The organism is Umezawaea sp. (genome assembly GCF_036375055.1).
Taxonomy (GTDB): domain Bacteria; phylum Actinomycetota; class Actinomycetes; order Mycobacteriales; family Pseudonocardiaceae; genus Umezawaea.
On record NZ_DASUSQ010000027.1, the window covers coordinates 1 to 23,955 of the forward strand.

Here is a 23,955-nt window from a genome sequence, read left to right on the forward strand (position 1 = left end):
CGACCCCCCCGACGAGGCGTCAGAAGTTCTTCTTCGCCACCGTCCACGGGCTCCGGGAGGCGAGTCCCGACGGGTCGAGGATGTAGGTCCGCGCCGCCTGGTTGCCGTAGAGCACCATGTCCAGGAACTGCACGACTGTCGTCATGCCGTCGACCACCTCGTTGCCGGAGATGAACCCGCCGTGCCCGGCCCGCGGTTGCCTGGCCAGCACGGCGGGCACGGTGGCCAGGTCGTAGTTCGCCTGGTTGTTGGCGTAGGCGACGTCGGAGGACCCGCCGTCCATGAACAGCGCCGGTGTGTGCAATTTGGCGAGTTCGGAGCGGGGGTAGCCGAACGAGCCGTCGGCGAAGAAGCCGCTGTTCAGCGAGACCACCCCGGACACCCGGCGGTCCTGGGCGGCGACGAGGGCCTCCAGGCCGCCGCACGAGTGGCCCGCGGTCGCCACCCTCGTCAGGTCGAGCCGCTGCGCCAGCGGGGACCCGGAGCGCTGCTGCTCCCGTTCGGCCCAGGTGATCGCGTCGGTCAGCAGCGACGGGATGGGCGAGCCGCTGGGCAGGCCGTTGGCCGACCCGTTCACCGACCCGATGTCCACCACGAGGAAGCCCTTCGACGCGACGACCGTCAGCGCCCTCGTGACCTCGCTGTTGTTGGTGTGCGCGCACGCGCCGTTGCCGAACGCCAGCACGGGCAGCGGTCGGTCGACGGCCTGCGGGTTCGACGGGCGGAAGACCGTGAAGCGGTTGTCGCCGTACGCGCCCTCGCGGGTGACCGGGAAGTCGTTGTCCACCAGGGAACGTCCCGGCGCCGGTGTCGTGGTGGTCGTGGTCGTCGTCGTGGTGGTCGTGGGTGTGGTCGAGCCGGTGCACACCACGTCGTTGAGCGTGAACGCCGCCGGCGTGGCCGGGCTGGTGCTGGACGTGGCGTTGAAGCCGAACGAGACCGCGGCACCGGTGGCGAGGTCGCCGTTCCACGCCGCGTTGACCGCGGTCACCCGGCCGCCGGACTGGGTGTGCGTCCCGTTCCACGACTGCGTGACGCGCTCGTCCCCGGCGAACGTCCAGGACAGCCGCCAGCCGCTGATCCGGTCGCCGAGGTTCGTCACGACCGCGGTCGCGCCGAACCCGCCCGGCCACTGCGATCCGATGGTGTAGTCGACCCGGCAGCCCGCGGCGGCGGAGGCGGGCTGGGATCCGAGCACGGCCGCCGCGGCGGCGGTCAGTGCCACGACGACACCTGCCGCGGCCGTGCGCCGTGCGCGGGTGTCGGTCCTGGGCGCGGTCATCGATCCTCCTCGTCGGGATGGGGGTTCGGGGGCACCGAACCGGTCAGCAGGGCGAGTTGGTCTGGGTCAGCAGGCCCATGCGGTACGGGAGCTGGCTGTACTCGCCGCCCGCGTTCGGATCGAGGCCCTGGTAGAGGAACTGGAGCTTGCAGGGGCTGATCGGCAGCGTCTGGTCGTTGCCGGAGCGGATCAGCTCGCCGTGGCTGATGTCCCTGGTCCACTGGCCGCCGGGGAAGGTGGTGTTGCTGGTGCGGGCGAACGGGTTGGACTCGCTCGCCGCGTGCGCGGTCCACGGCCCCTCGACGCGGCTGGAGGTGAAGGACCTGTAGTAGCGGCCGGTCGATCCGATGGCCTCCTGGAGCAGCAGGTACTGGTTGCGGCCGTCGACCTTGTAGACCGCGGAGCCCTCGAACAGGTTGTTGCGGTTGGAGTCCTGGAGGGTGATGACCGTGCCGCCGAACCCGTTGGGGAAGTTCGCGACGCTGGTCTGGGCGCGGTAGATGTGACCGTTGTCGTCGCTGGAGAACAGGTGGCAGTTCGCCGAGTCGCAGATGACCCAGAAGTCCAGCCAGTTCCCGTTGCCCTTGTTCTGCCGGACGATGTCGGGCTCGGCGGACATGAAGTTGCGCGGCGTGGACCACGACCGGGGGTTGCTGGGATCGGTGCTGGTCGAGTAGCTCGGCAGGCCGGTCTGGTAGACCAGGTACCAGAGGTTCTGCGGCGCGAAGTAGAACAGGTGCGGCGCCGCCCGGTAGCCGGTCCCCACGCCCGAGGCGGTGTCGAGGAACGTGTGGGTGGCGCTCGCGGCCTGCGACCAGTCGGAGAACGCGAAGTGCACCAGGTTCCAGCCGCCCGAACGGCTGGCGGTGGTGGCGTAGACCTGCCACTGGTTGTTGTACCGCACCACCGTGTAGTCCTTGATGGACACGATGTTGTGGCTCGCGTCGGACTTCGGCCCGGCCAGCACCCCGCTGGAACTCCAGCGGAACGAGGACGGCAGGCCGGTGCCGGGCTGCTCGCCGGAGCCGACGCGGACGAGCTGCCACTGCTGGTTGGCGCCGCCCCAGTCGGTGTACTGCACGACGTTCGCGCCGTCGGTGGTGGCACCGCCCTGGACCTCGACGGCCTTGCCGCTGTTGCGGTTGAGCAGGCGCACGTGGCCGTCGGCGGAGTCGGCGAGGCGGAACTGCTGGTTGGTGCCGCCGCCGTCGGCCCACTGCACGATCGCCCCGCCGTCGGCGGTGGAGAAGTTGTGCACGTCGAGGACCTTGCCGGAGTGGCGGGACTTGAGCCGGTAGTAGCCGCCGCCGGAGTCGGCGAACTGCCACTGCTGCTGGTTGCCGTCGTTGCGGGTCCACTGGGTGATGCGGGCGCCGTCGTCGGTGGCGAGGTTGTAGACGTCCAGCGCCTTGCCGCTCGTGCGGTTGACCAGCACGTACCACGCGGTGGTGTCGACGGTCGCCGCCGAGGCGGGTGTCGCCGCGAGCGCCGTCACCAGGCCGCTGAGCAGCACGGTGACGACGGCGGCGGCGAGACCGGCGAGGTTCCGCCCGCTGGTCCGCGGGCCGGTGGTCCCTGTTCTGGTCACGAACGTGCTCCCCTTCGTCGAGGTGGGTGGACGGTGGCCCACCACTAGGTCGTCCTGGTGAACTGCCACCAGTTGACGTTGAGCAGGTAGCCGCTGCCGCCGCTGAACCGCAGGTACAGGTCGCGGGTGCCGGACAGGCCGCTGACGGGGCAGGACACCGTGGTCCACGCCTGCCAGCCGCCGGTGTTGGGGACGGTGCAGCGGCCGACCACCGTCCCGTTGGGACCGTCGGTGCGGACCTCCACGGCGGCACCGGACACCGTCGAGGACACGCGTGCGCTGAACGACGCCGCGCCGGCGCCGAAGGCGACGTTGCGGACCTTGAGGTGGTCGCCGTTGTCGACGTAGCCGACGTTCATGCCGCCCTCGGAGGACACCTCGGTCTCGATGCCCGAGCCCCACGCCATGGTCTCGGCCTCCTGGCGGGCGTAGGGGTCGAGGGTGTCGGCGGGCGGCGGGCCCGCGGTGGTCATGGACATCGTCGGGATGGAGCCGTCGGCCCCGTAGGTGAACCTCTCGACGGCGACGGACCGCGTGTAGCCGCCCCCGCCGGGCAGCGCGCCGTTGTGGTAGAAGAAGTACGAGGAGCCCTTGTAGTCGACGATCCCCGCGTGGTTGGTGAAGCTGCTGCCCTGGGTCGGCATGACGGTGCCCCGGTAGGTCCACGGCCCGGTCGGGCTCGGGGCGGTGGAGTAGGCGATGAACTCCGAGCAGCACCTGGCCGCGAAGACGTTGTAGTACACGCCGTTGCGCCGGTAGACCCACGGCCCCTCCTCGTAGAGGGTGGGCCGGTTCGGGTCACCGGTGCGGGTGCCGAAGCCCGCGGTCGTGAGCGGGATCTTCGTGGCGCTGCCGGAGTAGGAGACCATGTCGCTGTTGAGCTTCACGTACCAGAGGTTCGGGTTGCCCCAGTACAGGTACGCCTGGCCGTCGTCGTCGATCATCACGGTCGGGTCGATCTCGCCGTTCTCCACCAGCGGGCGGCCGATGGCGTCGCGGAACGGGCCGGTGGGGCTGTCCGCCACACCCACGCCGATCGCCATGCGGCCGGTGGCCCGGTTGACCACCGGGACGTACCAGTAGAACCTGCCGTTCCGCTCGACGGCCTGGCCCGCCCAGGCGTCCTTGCTGGCCCAGCTGAACGTGCCCACGCTCATGGGGGAGCCGTGGTCGGTCCAGTTCACCATGTCGGCCGACGACCAGACCCGCCAGTCCTTCATGGTGAAGTAGGTGGAGCCGTCCTCGTCGTGCCCGGTGTAGAGGTACACGCGGCCGTTGTGCACCAGCGGTGCCGGGTCGGCGGTGTAGACGTGCTGCACGATCGGGTTGTCCGCCCTGGCGGGGGTGACGGCGGCGAACCCGCTCGCGAGGAGCGCGAGTCCGAGCAGTGCGGCGACGCGGCTGGTGGACCTCGACGGTGACGAGGTCATCGCGCCTCCCGTGCGGCCGCGGCGGTGCAGGTCGGGGAGAGCCCCTCGGCGCTACCGCTGCCCTGGAAGCCGAACTCGGTGGACCGCCCGGCGGCGACGGCGCCGTTGTAGTCGACGTTGGTCCAGGTGACCGTGCCGGTGGTACCGCTGCCGACCGCGCTCCAGGACCCCGTGACCGTCGTGCCGGACGGCAGCGCGGTGGTCACCCTCCAGCCGGTCAGGGCCGAGGACCCCGCGGTGACCGTCACGGTGGCGACGAAGCCGCCGGTCCAGGGGTTGAGCGACACCGACGCGGTGCAGCTGCCGGAACCGGGATCGGGTGGTGTGGTCGTGGGGCCACCCGGAACGGTCGTCCCGCCCGCGTTGAGCGCGTTGAGGGTCGAGGTGTAGGCGGCCTTCTTGTTGCCGGAGCCGTCGAACAGCAGCGGGTTCTCGCCCGTGCGCCAGGAATCGGTGTCGCGGATGCCCCACACGGTGATGCCGGTGCAGCGGGCCACGGCCATGCACGCCCTGGTCACCGACGAGAAACCGTTGGCCTGGCTGGATCCCGCGATGTCCAGCTCGGTGATCTGCACGTCCACGCCGAGGTCGGCGAAGCGCTGGATGTTGGCCTGGTAGTCACCGGGCGGGCCGTTGGTGAGGTGGGACTGCAACCCGACGCAGTCGATCGGCACGCCGCGGGCCTTGAAGTCGCGGACCATCGTGTAGACGCCGGTGGACTTCGCGTTGATGCCGTCGGTGTTGTAGTCGTTGTAGCAGAGCTTGGCGTTCGGGTCGGCCGCGCGGGCGGCGCGGAACGCCGCCTCGATCCAGTCGTTGCCGGTGCGCTGGAGGTTCGAGTCGCGACGACCGCCGGAGCCGCCGTCGGCGAACGCCTCGTTCACCACGTCCCAGGCGTAGATCTTGCCCCGGTAGTGGCTCGCGACCTGCGTGACGTGGTTGATCGCCGCGGAGCGGAGGTCCGACCCGCTGAGCCCCCGCGCCCAGCCCGGCTGCTGCTGGTGCCACAGCAGCGCGTGGCCGCGCACCCGCTTGCCGTTGGACAGCGCCTGGTTGAGGATGCGGTCGCCGTTGGTGTAGTTGAACTGGCCGCGGTTGGGCTCGGTGGCGTCCCACTTCATCTCGTTCTCGGCGGTGACCATGGAGAACTCCCGGTTGAGGATGTTCACGTAGGTCGAGTCGCCGAGCTTGCCCGCCGCCACGGCCGTGCCGTAGTAGCGGCCGGTCTGGGCGGCGGCGGCCCCGAGGGTCGTCGCCGCGCTCGCGGAGGTGGTGACGATCAGCGTCGCGCCGAGCGAGGCCGCCAGGACCGTCGACACGATCGCGGTTCGAGACACTGACCTCGATGTCAGGTTCATCGTCCACGCTTTCCGAAGACCGCCCGGAGCGTCCGGGCGGTGATGGGCTGGATGGTCGGACCGCGCGCGAGGTCCGCGGAGGTGTCCGGGCCCGACGCCGTGACTCCCGCGTCGAGACGGGGCGTTGAGCAGTGTGGCAGTGGATGTTTGCGTTCACAAGGCAGTGGATTGCCGCATTGACCAACGCCACTTGATCGGCCTAAAGAGACGCGATGTCGTCCGAGTGAGCGCTAACAATTTAGCTCCGACGCCGCCTCGGGGCGGTGTCGTCGTCGCACGGTGGGGGCCGCGGCGGCGTACCTCGCGGTCCCGTCGCCGGCCGGGGGTCAGGGACAAGGGCGCGGAAAGCGACGTGCTGGTGTGCGGAATTGCGCGGCGGAGGTGTTCCAGCGCCACGGGAGGCCTTTCCCGGTGTCGCCGGAGTCTGGGGATCCACCACGCCGCGGAAAGGCGTTCGGTGGTCCGATCTCGGCACTCGCGGAGTGAAACCGGTCGTTACCCGCGTAAAGGGGAAAACGGCACTCGGTGTTCGGTTCCGTGCTCCAACCGCCGCTCATCCTCATCGTCGAGGACGGCGGCCGGGCGCGGGAGCCGAACGAAACGAAAGTTAACTCGTATGACGTCTGCCGTCAACGGCGTGACGCATCGTGACCGCGTGCCATAGTGGGTGAGCTGGCCAGTTCACCCGGAGGGACGATGACGACGACCGGTTCCGAGCCGACCGCGGCCGTGCCCGCGGGTCCCGCGTGGGCCCGTCGGCCGAACAACCTGGCGAAGGCGGTCACGGCCGAGCTCGTGGAGCGCGTCGTCCGGGGCGTCCACCCGCCGGGGACCGCCCTGCCCCCCGAGCCCGTCCTGTGCGGGATGTTCTCGGTGAGCCGGACCGTGGTCCGGGAGGCGGTGAAGGTCCTCCAGGAGAAGGGCCTGGTCCAGGTGCGGCAGGGGGCCGGGACGACGGTCAACCCGGTCGTGGCCTGGAACATGCTCGACGAGATGGTCCTCGCCGCCACCATCGCCGAGGACGAGAGCCTGGCGATCCTGGACGACCTCGTCGTGACGCGGCGGCTGCTGGAGTCCGACATGGCGCAGGTCGCCGCGCGGACGGCCGACGGCGCCACCCTCGACCAGCTGCGGGCGCTGGTGGACCGGATGGACGGCCTCGTCCACGACCCCGTGGCCTACCGGGAGCAGGACCGGGCCTTCCACGACACGGTCATGCGGGCGTCGGGCAACCGCATCGCCCGCGGCGTGATCCGCGCGCTGGAGAGCCAGGTCGCCACCGAGGCGGGCTACGTGGGCGTGAGCGGGCGCGACCTGTGCGAGGCGTCCAACCGGGGGCACCGCCGCGTCTACGAGCGCATCGCCGCGGGTGACGGGGTGGGCGCCGCCGGGGCCATGTTCACCCACATCACCGAGGCGTGGCTCGTGCGCCGGGCCGCCGCCGGGGATCCCGGCCGGTTGCAGCGCTGAAACCGCCGTTGGGCTCGACGAATGGGTGGCGCGGGCCGAGGGGAAATGACCCGGCTATGTGAAACGTTTTATTGGCAGACGTGTGAACGGTGATTCGGCGCCGTTTCCCGCGGGCCGGTCGGTGTTAACATCAGGTTTCTCAACGGGTGTCCTGCCGGGTGCCTATGTCCGTTGATTCGGTTTGATCGCCGTCGAGACGGAGGATGTGCGGTGGGACGACAGCGCGTGACGCTGGCCGACGTGGCCAAGGCGAGTGGTGTTTCCCCCACGACCGCGTCACTGGTGTTGACCGGCAGGGGCAGGGCCCTGCGCATCTCGCACGCCGCGGAGCGCCGGGTGCGGGATGCCGCCCAGGAGTTGGGGTACCGGCGCCACGCGGTCGCCGACGGCCCGCGCGGGGCGCGCACGCGGACCGTCGGTCTGATCACCGACTTCGTCGTGTCGTCCCTGCTGGCGGGCGACATGGTGCGGGGTGCGGCGGAGGCGGCCGGTGGGCGCGGGTGCGTGCTCTTCACCGGCGAGAGCGGCGGTGACCCCGAGGTCGAGCGGTCGCTGGTCGAGGCCATGCGCGACCACCGGGTCGACGGCATCGTGTTCGCGAGCATGTTCACCAGACGGGTGATCGTGCCCAAGGGGTTGGAGGACGGCCCCGCCGTGCTCCTGAACGCCCTGCCGGTCGGCCGTTCGTCGCTGCCGTCGGTGCTGCCCGACGAGGTGCAGGCCGGTCGGGCCGCGGCCCGCGTGCTCGTCGAGGCCGGGCACCGCGAGGGCATCCACCTGATCGGCGCTGGTCCCGAACTGCACCGGGTGCCCGCGCGCAGCATCGCCGCCGTGGAGCGGCTCGTCGGCATCCACGAGGTGTTCGCCCGCGCGGGCGTCACCGTGGCGGGCGGTCGCCCGTGCGGGGACTGGAGCCCCGACAACGGCTACGACGCCACCCGCGAGCTGCTGCGCCGCGGCAGGCCCTCGGCCCTGCTCTGCTTCAACGACCGCCTGGCCTTCGGGGCCTACCAGGCTCTCGCGGACGCCGCCCTGTCCGTACCGGACGACGTGGCCGTGATGTCGTTCGACGACCACCCGATCGCCTCGTGGCTGCGCCCTCGGCTGACGACCGTCGTGCTCCCGCACCACCGGCTCGGCGCCACGGCCGTCGAGGTCCTGTTCGCCGCGGCCGAGCGGCGTGGTCGGCTCGCGGAGACCGCCGCGGTCCACCGCGTTCCGATGCCGGTCCGGACGGGCGGCTCGGTGAAGGCGGTGACCGCCCCGCTGGTCCACCTCGGTCATCGGGACTGCGCACGTTCACACCTCTCATGATCGTTACAGCAGGTCTTGCTGGCCTGAAACGAAGGTAGCTAAAGTGAACGCTCACATTTAGCTTTGACGCCTTCCGCCGGGCGTCGATAGATTGCTCATCAGGGCCGCCGTGACGACCCCTGCCCCATCCGAGCGCGGTCGCGCTCGTGATCCCGTCGCGGCGTCCACCACGACCCACTCCACCCGCTGAACCACGGGGGTGAGCACCGCGGACGTCCCCGGCGTCCGCGGTGTCCCCGCCGTGCCCGGAAGGAGACGCCCGTGCCGCGCAGAAGAACGGTTCACCTCGTGATCGCCGCGGTGGTGGCCGCACTCCTCACCGCTCTTCCCCAACCGTCGGCCGCCGCCCCCGGCAGCCCCGCCCTGACCCCGCCGCTGGGGTGGAACAGCTGGAACAGCTTCGGCTGCGGCGTCACCGAGGCGCAGGTGCGCCAGGCAGCGGACGCGATGGTGTCCTCGGGGATGCGCGACGCCGGCTACCAGTACGTCGTCGTGGACGACTGCTGGTTCGACCCCCAGCGCGACTCGGCGGGCAACCTCCGGGCCCACCCGACCAAGTTCGCGTCCGGCATGAAGGCGCTGGGCGACTACATCCACGCCCGCGGCCTGAAGTTCGGCATCTACCAGGTGCCGAACGAGCGCACCTGCGCCCAGGGCACGGGCGCGCACCCCGGCTCGACCGGCAGCAAGGGGCACGAGGTCCAGGACGCCCGGTCGTTCGCCTCCTGGGGCGTCGACTACGTGAAGTACGACTGGTGCTCGTCGGCGGGCACGCGGGACGAGCAGGTCGCCCGCTTCTCGATCATGCGCGACGCCCTGCGCGCGACCGGCCGCCCGATCGTCTACAGCATCAACCCCAACAGCTTCCACGCCATCACCGGCGACAAGTACGACTGGGGCCAGGTCGCGGACCTGTGGCGCACCACCGAGGACCTGCTCGACATCTGGCAGAACGGCAACACCAACAGCTACCCGATGGGCGTCGGCAACGTCCTGGACGTGACGGCTCCGCTGGCCGCCCAGTCGGGGCCCGGCCACTGGAACGACCCGGACATGCTCGTCGTCGGCCGCCCCGGCCTGACGCTCACCGAGTCGCGGTCGCACTTCGCGCTGTGGGCGCTGCTGGCCGCACCCCTCATGGCGGGCAACGACATCCGCACCATGTCCGCCGACATCAGCCAGGTCCTGCGCAACCCCCGCCTGCTCGCGGTGAACCAGGACCCGCTCGGCGCGGGCGGTCGACGGGTCCGCGACGACGGCGCCACCGAGGTGTTCGCCAAGCCCCTGTCCGACGGATCGGTCGCCGTCGGCCTGTTCAACCGGGGCGGCTCCACCGCGACGATCTCCACGACCGCCGCGCAGATCGGCCTGGGCGGCAGCGCGTTCACCCTGCTCGACCTGTGGACGGGCGGCACGTCCAGCACGTCCGGCACGATCTCGGCGAGCGTCCCCGCGCACGGCGTGAGCGCGTTCCGGGTGTCCGGCGGCAGCCCGCTGGCGAACACGACCTCGCGCCTGCGCGGCGTCGGGTCGAACCGGTGCGTGGACGTCGACAACGCCTCCACCGCCGCGGGCGCGGCCACGCTCATCTGGGACTGCCACACCGCGGCGAACCAGCTCTGGACGACGTGGGCGGGCGGTGAGGTCCGGGTGTTCGGCGACCGGTGCCTCGACGCCTACGACCAGGGCACCACCAACGGCACGCGGGTGATCACGTGGTCCTGCAACGGCCAGGACAACCAGAGGTGGACCCTCGGCTCCGACGGCTCCCTGCGCAACACCCGCGCGGGCCTGTGCCTCGACGTCGAGCAGGCCGCCACCGCCAACGGGTCGCGGCTGGTCCTGTGGACGTGCAACGGCCAGGCCAACCAGCGGTGGACCCGCGTCTAGCGATCGTCGGAAGGACGGCAGATGTCTCGTCAACGCCAGTGGACGCTGGGACTGGTCGCGGTCGTGGCCCTGGTGGGCGGTGGGATCACCGCGATCCCACCCGCGCAGGCCTCACCCGACTGCTCGGCGTCCCGCACCGCGTCCCCCGCGTGCGCCACGGGACCGAGGGCCTCGACGTTCACGAACCCCGTGCTGTGGCAGGACTTCGCGGACATCGACATCATCCGCGTGGACGACACCTACTACTACTCCGCGTCCACGATGCACTACTCGCCGGGCGCGCCGGTGCTGCGCTCCTACGACCTGGTCAACTGGGAGTTCGCGGGCCACTCGGTGCCCAGGCTGGACTTCGGCTCGAAGTACGACCTGAGCGGGTCGCGCGCCTACGTCAACGGGATCTGGGCGTCGTTCCTCAGCCACCGCAAGAGCAACAGGACGTTCTACTGGGGCGGCTGCGTCGACTTCGCCAAGACCCACATCTACACCGCGACCGCCGTGGACGGGCAGTGGTCCCGCCACACCACGATCGACAAGTGCTACTACGACGCGGGGATGCTGGTCGACGACAACGACACGATGTACGTCGCCTACGGCAACACGACCATCAGCGTCGCCCAGCTCTCGGCGGACGGGAAGTCCGAGGTCCGGTCGCAGCAGGTGTTCCAGACGCCGTCGAACATCGGCACCCTGGAGGGCGCGCGGTTCTACAAGCGCGGCGGCAGCTACTACATCTGGCTGACCAGACCGGCCAACGGCCAGTACGTCCTCAAGGCGTCCAGCCCGTTCGGCCCCTACACCGTGCAGCAGGTGCTGCTGAACATGCCGACGCCCATCCCCGGCGGCGGCGTGCCGCACCAGGGCGGCCTGGTGCAGACGCAGAACGGCGACTGGTACTACCTGGCCTTCGTCGACGCCTACCCCGGCGGACGCGTGCCGGTGCTCGCGCCGATCACCTGGACCTCGGACGGCTGGCCGCGCATCACCACCGTCAACGGCGGCTGGGGCGCGACCTACCCGGTGCCGAACCTGCCCGCCCCTCCCCGGCAGGTGAAACCGATGATCGGCGTGGACACCTTCACCGGCTCCGCGCTGGGCCCCCAGTGGGAGTGGAACCACAACCCCGACACGAGCAGGTACAGCGTCGGCAACGGCCTGCGCCTGTCCACCGCGACCGTCACCAACGACCTCTACTCCGCCCGCAACACCCTGACCCACCGCATCCAGGGCCCGACCTCCACCGCCACCGTCGCCCTCGACCTCTCGGCGGTGCGCGACGGCGACCGCACCGGTCTGGCGGTGCTGCGCGACTCGTCGGCGTGGATCGGCGTCAAGCGCGACAACGGGCGCAACCGGGTCGTCATGGTCAACGGCCTGACGATGGACTCCAGCTGGCGGACCACCGGAACGGGCACGGAGGTGGCGAGCGCCGACCTGCCCGGCACACGGGTCTGGTTGCGCGCCAACGCCGACATCCGCCCCGGCTCCGGCAGGCAGGCCAGGTTCTCCTACAGCACCGACGGCGTGAACTTCACCCCGCTCGGCCCCGGCTTCACCCTCAACAACGCCTGGCAGTTCTTCATGGGCTACCGCTTCGGCGTCTTCAACCACGCCACCCAGGCCCTCGGCGGCACCGTCACCGTCCAGCGCTTCGAACTGTCGACGCCCTAGGAACGGAAGGAGCTCCCCGATGACGAGGAAGAAATCCCTGTGGGCGGCCGCGGTGTCGCTGGTGCTGGCCGCGGCCGGGTTGGCCGCGACCGGAACCCTCGCCGACACCGGGGCGAGCGCCGCGGTCGGCGCCACCGCGGCCACGGCCGGGTGCGGCAAGGCCCCCGGTCTGGCGAGCGGCACGCACACGCTCCAGAGCGGCGGCAAGAACCGGACCTTCATCCTGCGGGTCCCCGCGAACTACGACAGCGCCCGTCAGTACCGGGTGATCTTCGCCTTCCACTGGTGGGGCGGCACGGCCAACGACGTCGCCTCCGGCGGGACCAGCGGCACGCCGTGGGCCTACTACGGGCAGCAGGAGCAGTCCGACAACAGCGCCATCCTCGTGGCGCCGCAGGGCATCGACAACGCGTGGCCCAACAACGGCGGCGAGGACGTCGCCTTCGTCGACGCCATGGTCGGCCGGATCGACGCCGCCCTCTGCGTCGACACCACGCAGCGGTTCGCGACGGGGTTCAGCTACGGCGGCGGCATGAGCTACGCCCTCGCCTGCGGTCGGTCCTCCGTCTTCCGCGCCGTGGCGGTGTTCTCCGGCGCGCAGCTCAGCGGCTGCGACGGCGGGTCGCAGCCCGTGGCCTACCTCGGCATCCACGGCATCAGCGACTCGGTGCTGAACATCTCGCAGGGCCGGGCGCTGCGCGACCGGTTCGTGCGGAACAACGGCTGCACGGCCCAGAACCCGCGCGAACCCGCCGCGGGCAGCCTGACCCACATCACCACCGCGTACTCGGGCTGCCGGGCAGGCTACCCGGTGGTGTGGGCCGCGTTCGACGGCGGGCACCTGCCGGGCGCGGTGGACGGCTGCAACTGCGAGAGCGGCGTCCGGACCTGGACCAAGGGCGAGGTGTGGAAGTTCTTCTCCCAGTTCCAGGGCACCCCGCCGACCACGACGACCACGACGACGACCACCACGACGACGACCGTTCCGGGAGCGTCGCAGTGCCGGGTCGCCTACTCGGTCAACTCCTGGGCGGGCGGCCTGACCTCGGAGATCACCATCACCAACACCGGCACGTCGCCGTACTCGGGCTGGTCGCTGGTGTTCACGCTGCCGAGCGGCCAGACGATCACCTCCGGCTGGAACGCCTCCTACTCGCCGACGTCCGGTCAGGTGACCGCGAGGAACGCCTCCTACAACGCGGAGGTGGCGCCGAACGCGTCGGTCGGCATCGGCTTCCAGGCGACCCACTCCGGCGACGCGGGCGAACCGACCTCCTTCACGCTCAACGGCGCGACCTGCACGACCGCCTGACGATCCACCCCGAAGCCGAGGTCCCCTGCCGGGTCCACGTCCTCGCCCATCCCCGAAAGGACACCCGATGATGCGGAGAAGGCAGGTCGCCGCGGCGGGCGCGCTCTCCAGCGCGCTCCTGGCCTCGGTCGCGGCACTGGCGGTCGGCGGCACGGCCGTCGGCGCGGCGGACTCGGCGTTCTACGTCGACCCGTCCAGCTCCAGCGCGAAGTGGGTCGCCGCCAACCCCGGCGACTCGCGGGCGCCGGTCATCCGCGACCGGATCGCGTCGGTGCCGCAGGCGCGGTGGTTCACCACCACCAACACCTCGGCGATCCGCTCGGAGATCAGCTCCTTCGTGGGGGCGGCGGCCTCGGCGGGGAAGATCCCGATCCTGGTCGTCTACAACATCCCCAACCGCGACTGCGGCGGGGCCAGCGGCGGTGGCGCGCCCTCCCACTCGGCCTACCGGGCCTGGGTGGACGAGGTCGCGGCGGGACTGGCGGGCCGACCGGCGGCGATCGTGCTCGAACCCGACGTGCTGCCGATCATGAGCAACTGCCAGAACGCGGACCAGCAGAACCAGACGAAGGCGTCGCTCTCCTACGCGGGCCGGAAGCTCAAGTCCGGTTCCTCGCAGGCCAAGGTGTACCTGGACATCGGCAACTCCGCCTGGCTGAGCCCGTCGGAGGCCGCTGCCAGGTTGCGTTCGGCGGACGTCTCCGGCAGCGCCGACGGCATCTCCACCAACGTGTCCAACTACCGCACCACCGCCGACGAGGTCGCCTACGCCAAGGCCGTGCTGGGCGCGGTCGGCGACGGCAGGCTCAAGGCGGTGGTGGACACGAGCCGCAACGGCAACGGTCCGCTGGGCGAGGAGTGGTGCGACCCGGCGGGTCGCGCGATCGGCACGCCCAGCACGACGAACACCGGTGACTCCAGGATCGACGCCTTCCTGTGGGTCAAGCTGCCGGGCGAGGCGGACGGCTGCATCGCCCCGGCGGGCCAGTTCGTGCCGCAGCGCGCGTACGACCTGGCGGTGGCGGCGGGTCCCACGACGACGACCACGACCACGACGACCGGGAACAACCCCGGTGGCGGCTGCACGGTCGCCCACCGGGTGGTCAGCCAGTGGTCCGGCGGGTACTCCGGCGAGGTCGTCATCACGAACCGGGGACCGTCGATCACCGGGTGGACGCTCTCGTTCTCCGCGCCGGGCGTGACCGTCACGCAGGGGTGGAACGGGACGTGGACCGACACCGGGGACGTGGTCCGGGTCGAGAACGCGTCGTGGAACGGCGCGCTCGCGTCCGGTGGTCAGGCGACCGTCGGGTACAACGCGAACCACGGCGGGGGAACGCCGCCGTTCAGCGCGGCGACGCTGAACGGCACCGCGTGCTCGTGACCCCTCGACCGGTTCCCCGTCCCGACCCTCGCCGGGACGGGGAACCGCCGACCGCACCCGTCGGCGCCGTCGGGGAGCCGGTCAGCCGGTGACGGTGAGGTCGGCGTCGTTGAGGTCGAAGAAGACGTTGCCGAGCGCCTCGACCCTGATCCGGCCCTTGGTGGTGGCGACCCTCGGCAGCGTCACGGTCTCCGACCCGTCGTTGCGCGTCCGGTGGGTGAGCACGTGCGGGAAGGTCCGTCCGCCGTCGGTGGAGAAGGTGATCCGCACGGCGGTCGTGCCGACCGGGGCCGCGGTCGTCCCGGCCACGTCCCAGGTGACCGGCTGCCGCGAGCCACCCCGGTGGGAGGAGGTGGAGGCGTGCGAGGTCACCAGGAACGGGCCCGCGTCCGGCGCGACCACCAGTGCGGTGTCGGCCGTCCCGATCCCGCCGCCGCCCGGCCTGCCGTCGCGGGCGGTGAGTCTGAAGTGCAGGGTGCGCGAGCCGTCCACGCCCACCCAGTCCGCGGTGGGCAGGAACTCCGAGTAGCAGTCGACGACGTCGGCGGGCACGTTCGTGCCGCCACCGGTCTCCGGCGCCGGGGGCGGCGGGGCGGTCGGGCACCGGCCCGTCACGGCGTTGGTGTTGCCCGCGGCGACCTGCGCGAGGTCGGGGAAGACCCTCGTCGGGTCGGTGGTCGCGCTGTTCTGGCCGGGGGAGCGGTACTCCAGCGCGTCCTCGTCGCTGACGACCGCGGCCGTGCCGAACACGCGGAACAGCGGCCCGTCGGTCTTCGCGTTGTCCACCAACGGGGTTCCGGTCTCGCCACCGGGGTCGTCCTGCTCCCACAGGTAGGTCACCGGGTCGCCGTCGGGGTCGGAGGCCCTGCCGGTCAACGAGAACGGCGTGCGCGCCGGGATCGTGTGCCGAGCGGGGACGGTCACGACGGGCGCGTGGTTGCGGGTGTCCCGGACGTGGCCCTGGTTGCCCTGCGGGCCACCCCTGACCGTCTCGCCGACGTGCCCGGTCGCCCCCGTGACGTCGATGCCCAGCGCGGCGACGTCGGTCCCCTCCAGTGCTCCCCGGAACGTGACCTGGAAACCGGTGGTGTCGAACGGGGTCGGCCGGTTCACGTTGTCCCCGAAGCCCGCGACCTCGACCCGCGCGCCCTCGGGCAGGATCGACTCGACCGCCGCCCTGATCGCCTCCTGGCCGTAGCCTGCGCGGGTGACGGGGTCCGACCTGCGGCCGTCGTGGGTCAGCGTGAACGAGTCGCCGTCGTCGAAGTCCCGCAGGGACACGTTCTGCACCTCGGTCGCGTCCCACCTGGTCGACGTGGTGAAGGCGGCGACCTCCACGCGGCTGCGGTGCGAGAAGTACGGGTCGCTGTGCCGCTGGAGGTTGTCCTGCTGGCAGATGCCCGCGTACGCCATGATCGACGAGCCGCTGCCCGGCTCGTAGGAGGACTCCGCCCGGCGCTGGCCGGTGCCGCAGCCCCACTGGTCGCCGTTGAACGTGTGCTCCGCGCCGAACTGGTGCCCGATCTCGTGCGCCACGTAGTCCACGGCGAAGTGGTCGCCGGTCGGTGTGGTGATGCCCGTGCACCCCGCGGCCTTGTCGGGCCCGCCCACGCCCGGTACCCCGGCTCCGCCGCCCCGGACGCCCAGCACGACGTGCCCGACGTCGTAGCCGCCCGCGCCGATGAGCTGGCCCAGCACCGTCGCGGCGCGACCGAGGGTCCCGGTCACGCAACCCTCCAGTTCGGACGGTTCGAAGCACGGCGCCGCGCCGCACGGCCCGTTCGGACCGGTCGCCTCCGCGTCGGTGCTGAGGTTCGTCCGGTCGCTGCCGTCGGCCAGCAGCAGCCGGATCGCGTGCTCGTCCTCGTAGACCTGCGCCACCCGGTTCACCAGGGCGGCCTTGGCCGCGATCACGTTCTCCACGCCGAAGTACCGGGCGTACGACGGGTCCGAGATGATCGCCAGCCGGTAGGTGCGCAGCCGCACGACGGGGCTCGGGGCCGCCGTCGCGGGCCGGAACGGCGTCGTCGCGTACTCGACACCGCCTTCCTCCAGCGGCGCGGCGGGCGCGAGGTCGTGGCCGAAGTAGCTGGCGTACAGACCCTGGTCGCGGTGGCTGTAGGGGTCGACGAACCACTGCCCGCGCTGGGAGCGCACGGAGGCGTGGAAGCCCAGCGGGGTCAGGTCCGCGCGGAGCGTCGCCGTCGGGTCGTCCAGGCTCCGGCCCGCGAAGGTCCTGATCTCCGGGTGCCGGGCGGCCAGCCCCGGCTCCATGACCGGGGTGTCGACGAGCGCGAACCGCTCGAACGTGCCCGCGGGCGTCGGCAGCAGGACCTCGCGGGTGTCGGCCCCCGCCAGGGCGGCGGCCATGGCGGGCCGGTCGAGGGTGAACCCCGCGAACCCCTCCGCCCGGACGTCTCCCGGCTGGGCCGAGCGCGACGCGACGACCCCGCTGTCGGCCCTGGTCCACGGGTTGTCCGCCGCGGCGGCCGACCCGTTGGTGATCACCGACGCGCCCGCCGCGACGGCGATCACCACCAGTGCCAGGGCGCGGCGGGTCGTGGGAGGTGCTGCCACGGGGGTCTCCTCTCGAAGGGGGCGAGGTCGACCCACATCCTGCCGATCCATTTCTTGCGCGAGAAGCGTCGAAAGTATCGAGTTGCCGCACCCGCCATGTTCGCGCTAACAGACCTCTGTCGCGGTCGGTCCGGTCGGGTCGAGCGCGGACCTCCACCCGGTTCGGTCCAACCCTCGTGGCACGGCGTCCTCTCGGTGCGCGCGACCCCCTTGTTGCCTCTGTTCAGCGGGTTACGAAAGTACTTTCGGGGTGCGCGGGTCGGTGCCCCGGCCCTCTCGGCGCTTCCTCGGGCACGGTTGTGACGGTCGACGTCGGGCCGCCGTCGCAGTCCGGGCACGTGGGTCCTCCAGGTGACAGCGACGTGACGCCCTTGACGCCGGATGTGACTCAGCTTACCGTCGTGAGCGCTAACATTCGGAAAATATGTCGAAAGTTTCGAGTTCGTCGACCGGTGTTGCTGTTCGCCCCGATCACCTTGGAGACGCGACGTGACCCTCCGCCTGCCCACGCTGCTCGCCGCCGCGGCGCTCGTCCTGACCACCGCCTGCACACCCGGCACGGGTGGTGGCGGGGGAGGCGACGGCACGTCGTTCGAGTTCTGGTCGTTCGCCGCCATCAACCAGAAGCTGTCCGTGGACGCCTACCGGGAGAAGCACCCGGACGTCGAGGTCAAGCTGACCGAGGTGGGCACCTCGACGGAGACCGCGCAGGCGCTCACGACGGCGCTGGCGGGAGGCAAGGTGCCGGACCTCGTGCTCATCCAGGGCGACAACCTGCCGAAGTTCGTGCAGCAGCCCCAGAACTTCGTCGACCTGAGAACGCTCGGCGCGGACGACATCACGGACGACTACCTGGACTGGGTGATGAAGCAGAGCGTCGCCAAGGACGGCGAGGTGCTCGGCATCCCCACCGACGTCGGCGGGATGGCCATCGCCTACCGGACCGACCTGTTCGCCGCGGCCCAGCTCCCGACCGACCCGGCGGCCGTCAGCGCGCTGTGGCCCTCGTGGGAGGCGTTCATCGAGACCGGGAAGCGCTACAAGCAGGCCACCGGCAAGGCCTTCATCGACAACGCGGCCACCAGCGTCTTCTACCAGGCGGTCAACCAGGTGTCGGAGAAGTACTACAGCGAGGGCCGCGACCTGGTCTACGACCGCAACCCCCAGGTGCGGGCGGCGTTCGACCTCGGCGTCGCGGCGGCCACCGCCGGGATCACCGCGGGGCAGACGTCGTTCGAGAGCGCGTGGAGCGCGGGCCTGGCGCAGGGTCAGTACGCGGCCGTGGCCGCGCCGTCGTGGATGCTCAACACGATCCGCAGCACCGCACCCGACACCGCGGGCAAGTGGGCCATCGCGAAGATCCCCGGCGGCGCGGGCAACTGGGGCGGCAGCTACCTGGCCATCCCCAAGCGCGCGAAGAACCCGCAGGCCGCCTGGAACTACATCAAGGAGATGCAGTCGCCCCAGGGGCAGCTCGACCACTTCGTCCGCGTCGGGGCCCTGCCCTCCACCCCGTCGGTCTACCAGGACGAGAAGCTCACCTCGCGGCAGGACCCGTTCTTCTCCGACGCGCGGATCGGCCGGGTCTACACCGACTCGCTGCTGGGGCTGAAGCCGTTCTACATCGGACCGGACAGCGCCACCATCGGCCAGGAGTTCCTCAACTCCATCACCAACGTCGAGCAGAGCGGCGGCAACCCGGCCACCGCGTGGGACGACGCGGTCCGCAACATCAAGACCGCCATCGGCGGGTGACCGGGTGGCCATCACGCTCGTCCCCGCACCGCGGGTCGCGCCGCCGCCCCTGGCCCCCCGAACGGCTCGCGGGCTGGGGGAGCGCCTGGCGCCCTACGCCTACATCGCCCCGTTCTTCGTCCTCTTCGCGGTGTTCGGGCTGTTCCCGTTCGCCTTCACCTTCTACGTGGCCCTGTTCGACTGGAACCCCATCGGCGACCAGGTGTTCATCGGCGTGGACAACTTCACCCGCATGGCCTCCGACCCCCGCTTCTGGAACGCCGCCCGCAACACGGTGAGCATCTGGTTCCTGTCCACCGTCCCGCAACTGCTGATCGCCCTGCTGCTGGCGCACGTGCTCAACCACGCCCGGCTGCGGTTCGCGCTGTTCTTCCGCATGTCGGTGCTGGTGCCCTACGTGACGTCGGTGGCGGCGACGGCGATCGTGTTCGCGCAGCTGTTCGACCGCGACTACGGGTTGCTCAACTGGCTGCTGGGCCTGGTCGGCGTGGCACCGGTCGACTTCGTCCAGTCCACCTGGGGCAGCCACGTCCTGATCGCCACGATGGTGACCTGGCGGTGGTTCGGCTACACCACGCTGCTCTACCTCGCGTCGTTGCAGGCGGTGCCGCGCGCGGTCTACGAGGCGGCGGCCATCGACGGAGCCGGTCCGTGGCAGCGGTTCCGCCACATCACCATCCCGTCCCTGCGGCCGGTGATCATCTTCACCGTCGTCACGTCCACCATCGGCGGACTCCAGATCTTCACCGAGCCGCTCCTGATCGCCGCGGGCGCACCGCTGACGTGCGGCGCGGTCCGGCAGTGCCAGACGCTGACGCTGTTCCTCTACGAGCAGGGCTTCGGGGAGTTCGAGTTCGGCTACGGCTCGGCGGTCGGCGTCGCGCTGTTCGTCGTGGTCGTGGTGATCGCCGCGGTCAACTACCTGCTGTCGGCGCGGATCAGGGCGGACCGGTGACCGCCGCCGCGGCGCGCCGCCGACCCCACGGCCGGGTCCGCTGGTGGACCTACCTGCTGCTGTCCGGGGCCGCCGCCGCGTGCCTGTTCCCGCTGTACTGGATGTTCGTCGTCGCCACCACCGACACCGCGACCGCGACGCGGATGCCGCCCGCGGTCGTGCCCGGCGACAACTTCTTCCACCTGCTGGGCCTGGTGCTGGACACGGTGCCGTTCGTCCAGTCCCTGCTCAACAGCCTGTTCGTGGCCACCGCCATCGGCGCGGGCCAGGCGGTGCTGTGCGCGCTGGCCGGTTTCGCGTTCGCCAAGCTGAGCTTCCCCGGCCGCAACACCCTGTTCCTGGTCGTCGTGCTCACCATGACCGTTCCCACCCAGCTCTCCGTCATCCCGCAGTACATGATCATGTCGTCGCTGGGCTGGGTGGACACGCTGCAGGCCCTGGTCGTGCCCGGACTGGCCAGCGCCTTCGGCATCTTCTGGATGCGCCAGCACATCACCGCCACGATCGACGACGAACTGGTGCAGGCGGCGACGATCGACGGCGCGAACTCGTGGCAGGTGTTCTGGCGCATCGCCTTCCCGATCGTGCGCCCCGCGGCGTTCGTGCTCGGCCTGTTCGGGTTCGTCACGGCGTGGAACGACTTCCTCTGGCCCTTCATCGTGCTCAAGACACCCGAGCGCTACACCGCCCAGATCGCCATCAAGGCCCTCCAGAACAGCTACGACGTCGACCTCGGGCTGGCCATGTCCGGCTCGTTCCTGGCCACCGCCCCGCTGGTCGTGCTGTTCGTCCTCGTGGGACGGCGGATGGTCGCGGGCGTCCTGGAAGGCGCGTTCAAGGGCTGACACACCACCCCCCTGCACCACGACACCCTGGAGCGACGGAACCCGTGCACGAGGAAACGACGGACTGGTACTACGACAACCCGGTCATCCCCGGATTCCACCCCGACCCCAGCGTCTGCCGGGTCGGCGAGGACTACTACCTGGTGTGCTCCAGCTTCGAGTACTTCCCCGGCGTACCGCTCTTCCACAGCCGCGACCTGGTGCACTGGCGGCAGATCGGCAACGTCCTCGACCGGCCTGCCCAGCTCCCGCTGCCGCCCGACGCGTCGGCGTCCGACGGCATCTACGCGCCGACGATCCGCCACCACGACGGCAGGTTCTGGCTGATCACCACGAACGTCTCCGAGGGCGGCAACTTCATCGTCAGCGCGGAGCGGCCCGAGGGCCCGTGGTCGGACCCGGTGTGGATCGACCTGCCCGGCATCGATCCCGACCTCGCGTGGGACGAGGACGGCGACTGCTGGTGCGCCTTCCAGGGCGTGGGCGTGGCCCGGATCGACCCCGAGGCCGGGAAGGTGCTGGAGGGGCCGATCGCCGCCTGGTCCGGGACGGGGTTGCAGTGGCCGGAAGCGCCGCACCTGTACCGGATCGGGGAGTGGTGGTACCTGATGATCGCCGAGGGCGGCACCGAACGCGGCCACACCGTGGCGATGGCGCGCGCCCGGACCCCCCGCGGTCCCTGGGAACCCGCGCCGTCCAACCCGGTCCTGACCCACCGCGGCACCGCCCACCCGGTCCAGAGCACCGGCCACGCCGACCTCGTCATCGGCCCCGACGGCGAGTACTGGATGGTCCTGCTCGCCACCCGTCCGCGCGGCTACAGCCCCGGTTTCCACGTGCTGGGGCGGGAGACGTTCCTCACCCCCGTCGCGTGGGAGGACGGCTGGCCGGTCGTCGGCCCCGTCAACCTCCGCGAACGGGGACCGGGCAGCCCGCGGCCGGTGGAGCGGGCTGCGCGCCGGGACGACTTCGACGCGCCCGCGCTCGACCCGCGGTGGATCTCGCCGCGGTCGCGCCCCGACGACTCCTGGTCGCTGGTCGAACGGCCGGGGTGGCTGGCCCTGCACGCCACCGGGTCCACACTGGACCGACCGGGCTGCACCCTCCTCGGCCGCCGCCAGGAGCACCAGGAGAGCCGGACCGCGGCGCTGCTGGACCCCGGTTCCGGTCGGGCGGGCCTGTCGATCCGCGTGGACGAGGGCCACCACTACGACCTGGAGGTCGCCGACGGGCAGGTCGACGTGATCGCCCGGATCGGCCCGCTGCGCCACCGGGTGGCGACCCGTCCCGTGCCGCCCGGCCCGGTGACGCTGGTGATCACCACCGGCCCGGCGGGGGAGCGGCCACCGGTCGACGGGCAGCCGACGGGCCTCCACGTCGCCGCCCCCGACCTCATCGCCTTCCACGTCGGCGAGGACCTGCTCGCCGAACTCGACGGCCGGTACCTGTCCACGGAGGTCGCCACGGGCTTCACCGGCCGGGTCATCGGCCTGTACGCCACCGAGGGCACCGCGTGGGCCGACTGGTTCGAACACGGTCCGCTCGACGCCCCGTAGCGGTCCCCACCCCCCTGTACCTCGGAGCACCCGGCTCCGGGGGTCTCCACCCCGTTCACCCACGCACCTCCACGGGTGCCTCCAAGAAAGCGACATCCATGACGCTGACAGCGAAGTCGGTCTCACGAACAGCGCTCGTGTCGGCCCTGGTGGCCGTCGCCGCGGGGGTCGCGGTCCTCGCGGCGGCACCCGCCAGCGGCGCCGCCTCCACGCTCGCGGCGGCGGCGCAGCAGAGCGGCCGCTACTTCGGCACGGCCGTGGCGGCGAACAAGCTCTCGGACTCGACCTACACGGGCATCCTGAACCGTGAGTTCGACATGGTCACGGCCGAGAACGAGATGAAGATGGACGCGACCGAGCCCAACCAGGGGCAGTTCAGCTACGGCAACGCCGACCGCATCGTCAACCAGGCCCGCAACCAGGGCAAGCGGGTCCGCGGCCACGCCCTGGCGTGGCACTCCCAGCAGCCGGGGTGGATGCAGAACATGGGCGGCAGCGCCCTGCGCTCGGCGATGCTCAACCACGTCACGCAGGTCGCGAGCTACTACCGGGGCAAGATCTACGCCTGGGACGTGGTGAACGAGGCGTTCGCCGACGGCAGTTCCGGCGGTCGTCGCGACTCGAACCTCCAGCGCACGGGCAACGACTGGATCGAGGCGGCGTTCCGCGCGGCGCGGGCGGCCGACCCGAACGCCAAGCTCTGCTACAACGACTACAACACCGACAACTGGTCGCACGCCAAGACCCAGGGCGTGTACCGGATGGTGCAGGACTTCAAGTCCCGCGGCGTGCCGATCGACTGCGTCGGCTTCCAGGCCCACTTCAACAGCGGCAACCCCGTCCCGTCCAACTACCACACCACCCTGGGGAACTTCGCCGCGCTCGGCGTCGATGTCCAGATCACCGAGCTGGACATCGAGGGCTCCGGTTCCAGCCAGGCCCAGCAGTACCAGGGCGTCGTGCAGGCCTGCCTGTCCGTGGCCCGCTGCACCGGCATCACCGTGTGGGGCATCCGCGACACCGACTCGTGGCGCGCCTCGGGCACCCCGCTGCTGTTCGACGGCTCCGGCAACAAGAAGGCCGCGTACAACTCGGTCCTCTCCGTGCTGAACACCGGCACCGGCACCACCCCGCCGACGACGACCACGACCACCACGTCCAACCCGAACCCCGGTGGTTGCAGCGCGACGTACTCCGAGGGCGAGAAGTGGAACGACCGCTTCAACGGCCTCGTCTCCGTCTCGGGCAGCGACAACTGGACGGTCACGGTCACCGTCAGCTCGCCGCAGAAGATCATCGCCACCTGGAACACCAGCGCCAGCTGGGATTCCAGTGGCAACGTGATGACCGCGCGCCCCAACGGCAGCGGCAACTCGTTCGGCTTCACCGTGCAGCACAACGGCAACTGGGCCTGGCCGACCGTCACCTGCCAGGCGAGCTGATCCGCGGTGGGAGGGTCCCGCGCCGCGGGGCCCTCCCACCCTCGTCACGGCCCGGCCCGAGGTGGCGTGACGAGAAGACCGCTGTGCCGGAGCGGCCCCGGCGGGCCTCGGTCGTGATCACCACGGGGA

16 protein-coding genes are annotated in these 23,955 nt (G+C 71.1%); 11 read left to right on the top strand and 5 right to left on the bottom strand.

The genetic code is table 11. The annotated features are described in order from the left end of the window. Nucleotides 1-19 precede the first annotated feature (19 nt). Genes VFZ92_RS08765 through VFZ92_RS08780 form a run of 4 tightly spaced genes read right to left on the bottom strand, consistent with a single transcriptional unit; the run spans nucleotide 20 to nucleotide 5,658 of the window. Nucleotides 20-1,282, bottom strand: a complete 1,263-nt coding sequence (locus VFZ92_RS08765) for a cellulose-binding domain-containing protein (protein ID WP_330875314.1) — start codon at nucleotides 1,280-1,282, stop codon at nucleotides 20-22. Between the two features lie 43 nt (nucleotides 1,283-1,325). Further along, complete coding sequence (locus VFZ92_RS08770) at nucleotides 1,326-2,870, bottom strand: non-reducing end alpha-L-arabinofuranosidase family hydrolase (protein WP_330875315.1); 1,545 nt, start codon at nucleotides 2,868-2,870, stop codon at nucleotides 1,326-1,328. Between the two features lie 44 nt (nucleotides 2,871-2,914). Further along, nucleotides 2,915-4,300 (bottom strand): glycoside hydrolase family 43 protein, encoded by a 1,386-nt coding sequence (locus tag VFZ92_RS08775; RefSeq protein WP_330875316.1) that lies wholly within the window; start codon nucleotides 4,298-4,300, stop codon nucleotides 2,915-2,917. Beyond that, nucleotides 4,297-5,658: an endo-1,4-beta-xylanase gene (locus VFZ92_RS08780; RefSeq protein WP_330875317.1), complete on the bottom strand. Its 1,362-nt coding sequence runs from the start codon at nucleotides 5,656-5,658 to the stop codon at nucleotides 4,297-4,299. Before VFZ92_RS08780 ends, VFZ92_RS08775 begins: the two co-directional genes overlap by 4 nt. Before the next feature lie 696 nt (nucleotides 5,659-6,354). On the opposite strand from VFZ92_RS08780, the gene VFZ92_RS08785 reads away from it, so the two are divergent. The 6 genes from VFZ92_RS08785 (at nucleotide 6,355) to VFZ92_RS08810 (ending at nucleotide 14,696) form a co-directional block, all read left to right on the top strand. Continuing rightward, on the top strand, nucleotides 6,355-7,128 hold the full coding sequence (locus VFZ92_RS08785) for a FadR/GntR family transcriptional regulator (RefSeq protein ID WP_330875318.1): 774 nt from the start codon (nucleotides 6,355-6,357) through the stop codon (nucleotides 7,126-7,128). A 210-nt stretch (nucleotides 7,129-7,338) separates the two neighbouring features. Further along, the gene (locus VFZ92_RS08790) at nucleotides 7,339-8,442 is read left to right on the top strand and encodes a LacI family DNA-binding transcriptional regulator (RefSeq protein WP_330875319.1); all 1,104 of its coding nucleotides are present in this window, start codon (nucleotides 7,339-7,341) and stop codon (nucleotides 8,440-8,442) included. Nucleotides 8,443-8,703: 261 nt separating this feature from the next. Further along, on the top strand, nucleotides 8,704-10,332 hold the full coding sequence (locus VFZ92_RS08795; RefSeq protein ID WP_330875320.1) for a glycoside hydrolase family 27 protein: 1,629 nt from the start codon (nucleotides 8,704-8,706) through the stop codon (nucleotides 10,330-10,332). A gap of 21 nt (nucleotides 10,333-10,353) precedes the next feature. Then, nucleotides 10,354-12,000, top strand: a complete 1,647-nt coding sequence (locus VFZ92_RS08800; RefSeq protein ID WP_330875321.1) for a glycoside hydrolase 43 family protein — start codon at nucleotides 10,354-10,356, stop codon at nucleotides 11,998-12,000. A 19-nt stretch (nucleotides 12,001-12,019) separates the two neighbouring features. Then, nucleotides 12,020-13,312, top strand: coding sequence for a cellulose binding domain-containing protein (locus VFZ92_RS08805; RefSeq protein WP_330875322.1), 1,293 nt, complete (start codon nucleotides 12,020-12,022; stop codon nucleotides 13,310-13,312). Between the two features lie 67 nt (nucleotides 13,313-13,379). Next, nucleotides 13,380-14,696, top strand: a complete 1,317-nt coding sequence (locus tag VFZ92_RS08810; RefSeq protein ID WP_330875323.1) for a glycoside hydrolase family 6 protein — start codon at nucleotides 13,380-13,382, stop codon at nucleotides 14,694-14,696. Nucleotides 14,697-14,777: 81 nt separating this feature from the next. Here the strand turns inward: VFZ92_RS08810 and VFZ92_RS08815 are convergent, their stop codons facing one another. After that, a complete protein-coding gene (locus VFZ92_RS08815; RefSeq protein ID WP_330875324.1) occupies nucleotides 14,778-17,273 on the bottom strand; it encodes a M12 family metallo-peptidase in 2,496 nt (831 codons plus the stop codon). Nucleotides 17,274-17,762: 489 nt separating this feature from the next. On the opposite strand from VFZ92_RS08815, the gene VFZ92_RS08820 reads away from it, so the two are divergent. The 5 genes from VFZ92_RS08820 (at nucleotide 17,763) to VFZ92_RS08840 (ending at nucleotide 23,826) form a co-directional block, all read left to right on the top strand. Then, entirely contained in the window at nucleotides 17,763-19,028 is a 1,266-nt protein-coding gene (locus tag VFZ92_RS08820; RefSeq protein ID WP_330875325.1) for an ABC transporter substrate-binding protein, read from the top strand. 4 nt (nucleotides 19,029-19,032) lie between these two features. Further along, nucleotides 19,033-19,983, top strand: coding sequence for a sugar ABC transporter permease (locus VFZ92_RS08825; RefSeq protein WP_330875326.1), 951 nt, complete (start codon nucleotides 19,033-19,035; stop codon nucleotides 19,981-19,983). Further along, the gene (locus tag VFZ92_RS08830) at nucleotides 19,980-20,828 is read left to right on the top strand and encodes a carbohydrate ABC transporter permease (protein WP_330875327.1); all 849 of its coding nucleotides are present in this window, start codon (nucleotides 19,980-19,982) and stop codon (nucleotides 20,826-20,828) included. Before VFZ92_RS08825 ends, VFZ92_RS08830 begins: the two co-directional genes overlap by 4 nt. A gap of 44 nt (nucleotides 20,829-20,872) precedes the next feature. Continuing rightward, nucleotides 20,873-22,384: a glycoside hydrolase family 43 protein gene (locus VFZ92_RS08835; RefSeq protein ID WP_330875328.1), complete on the top strand. Its 1,512-nt coding sequence runs from the start codon at nucleotides 20,873-20,875 to the stop codon at nucleotides 22,382-22,384. 98 nt (nucleotides 22,385-22,482) lie between these two features. Next, nucleotides 22,483-23,826, top strand: a complete 1,344-nt coding sequence (locus VFZ92_RS08840) for an endo-1,4-beta-xylanase (RefSeq protein ID WP_330875329.1) — start codon at nucleotides 22,483-22,485, stop codon at nucleotides 23,824-23,826. Nucleotides 23,827-23,955: the final 129 nt, after the last annotated feature.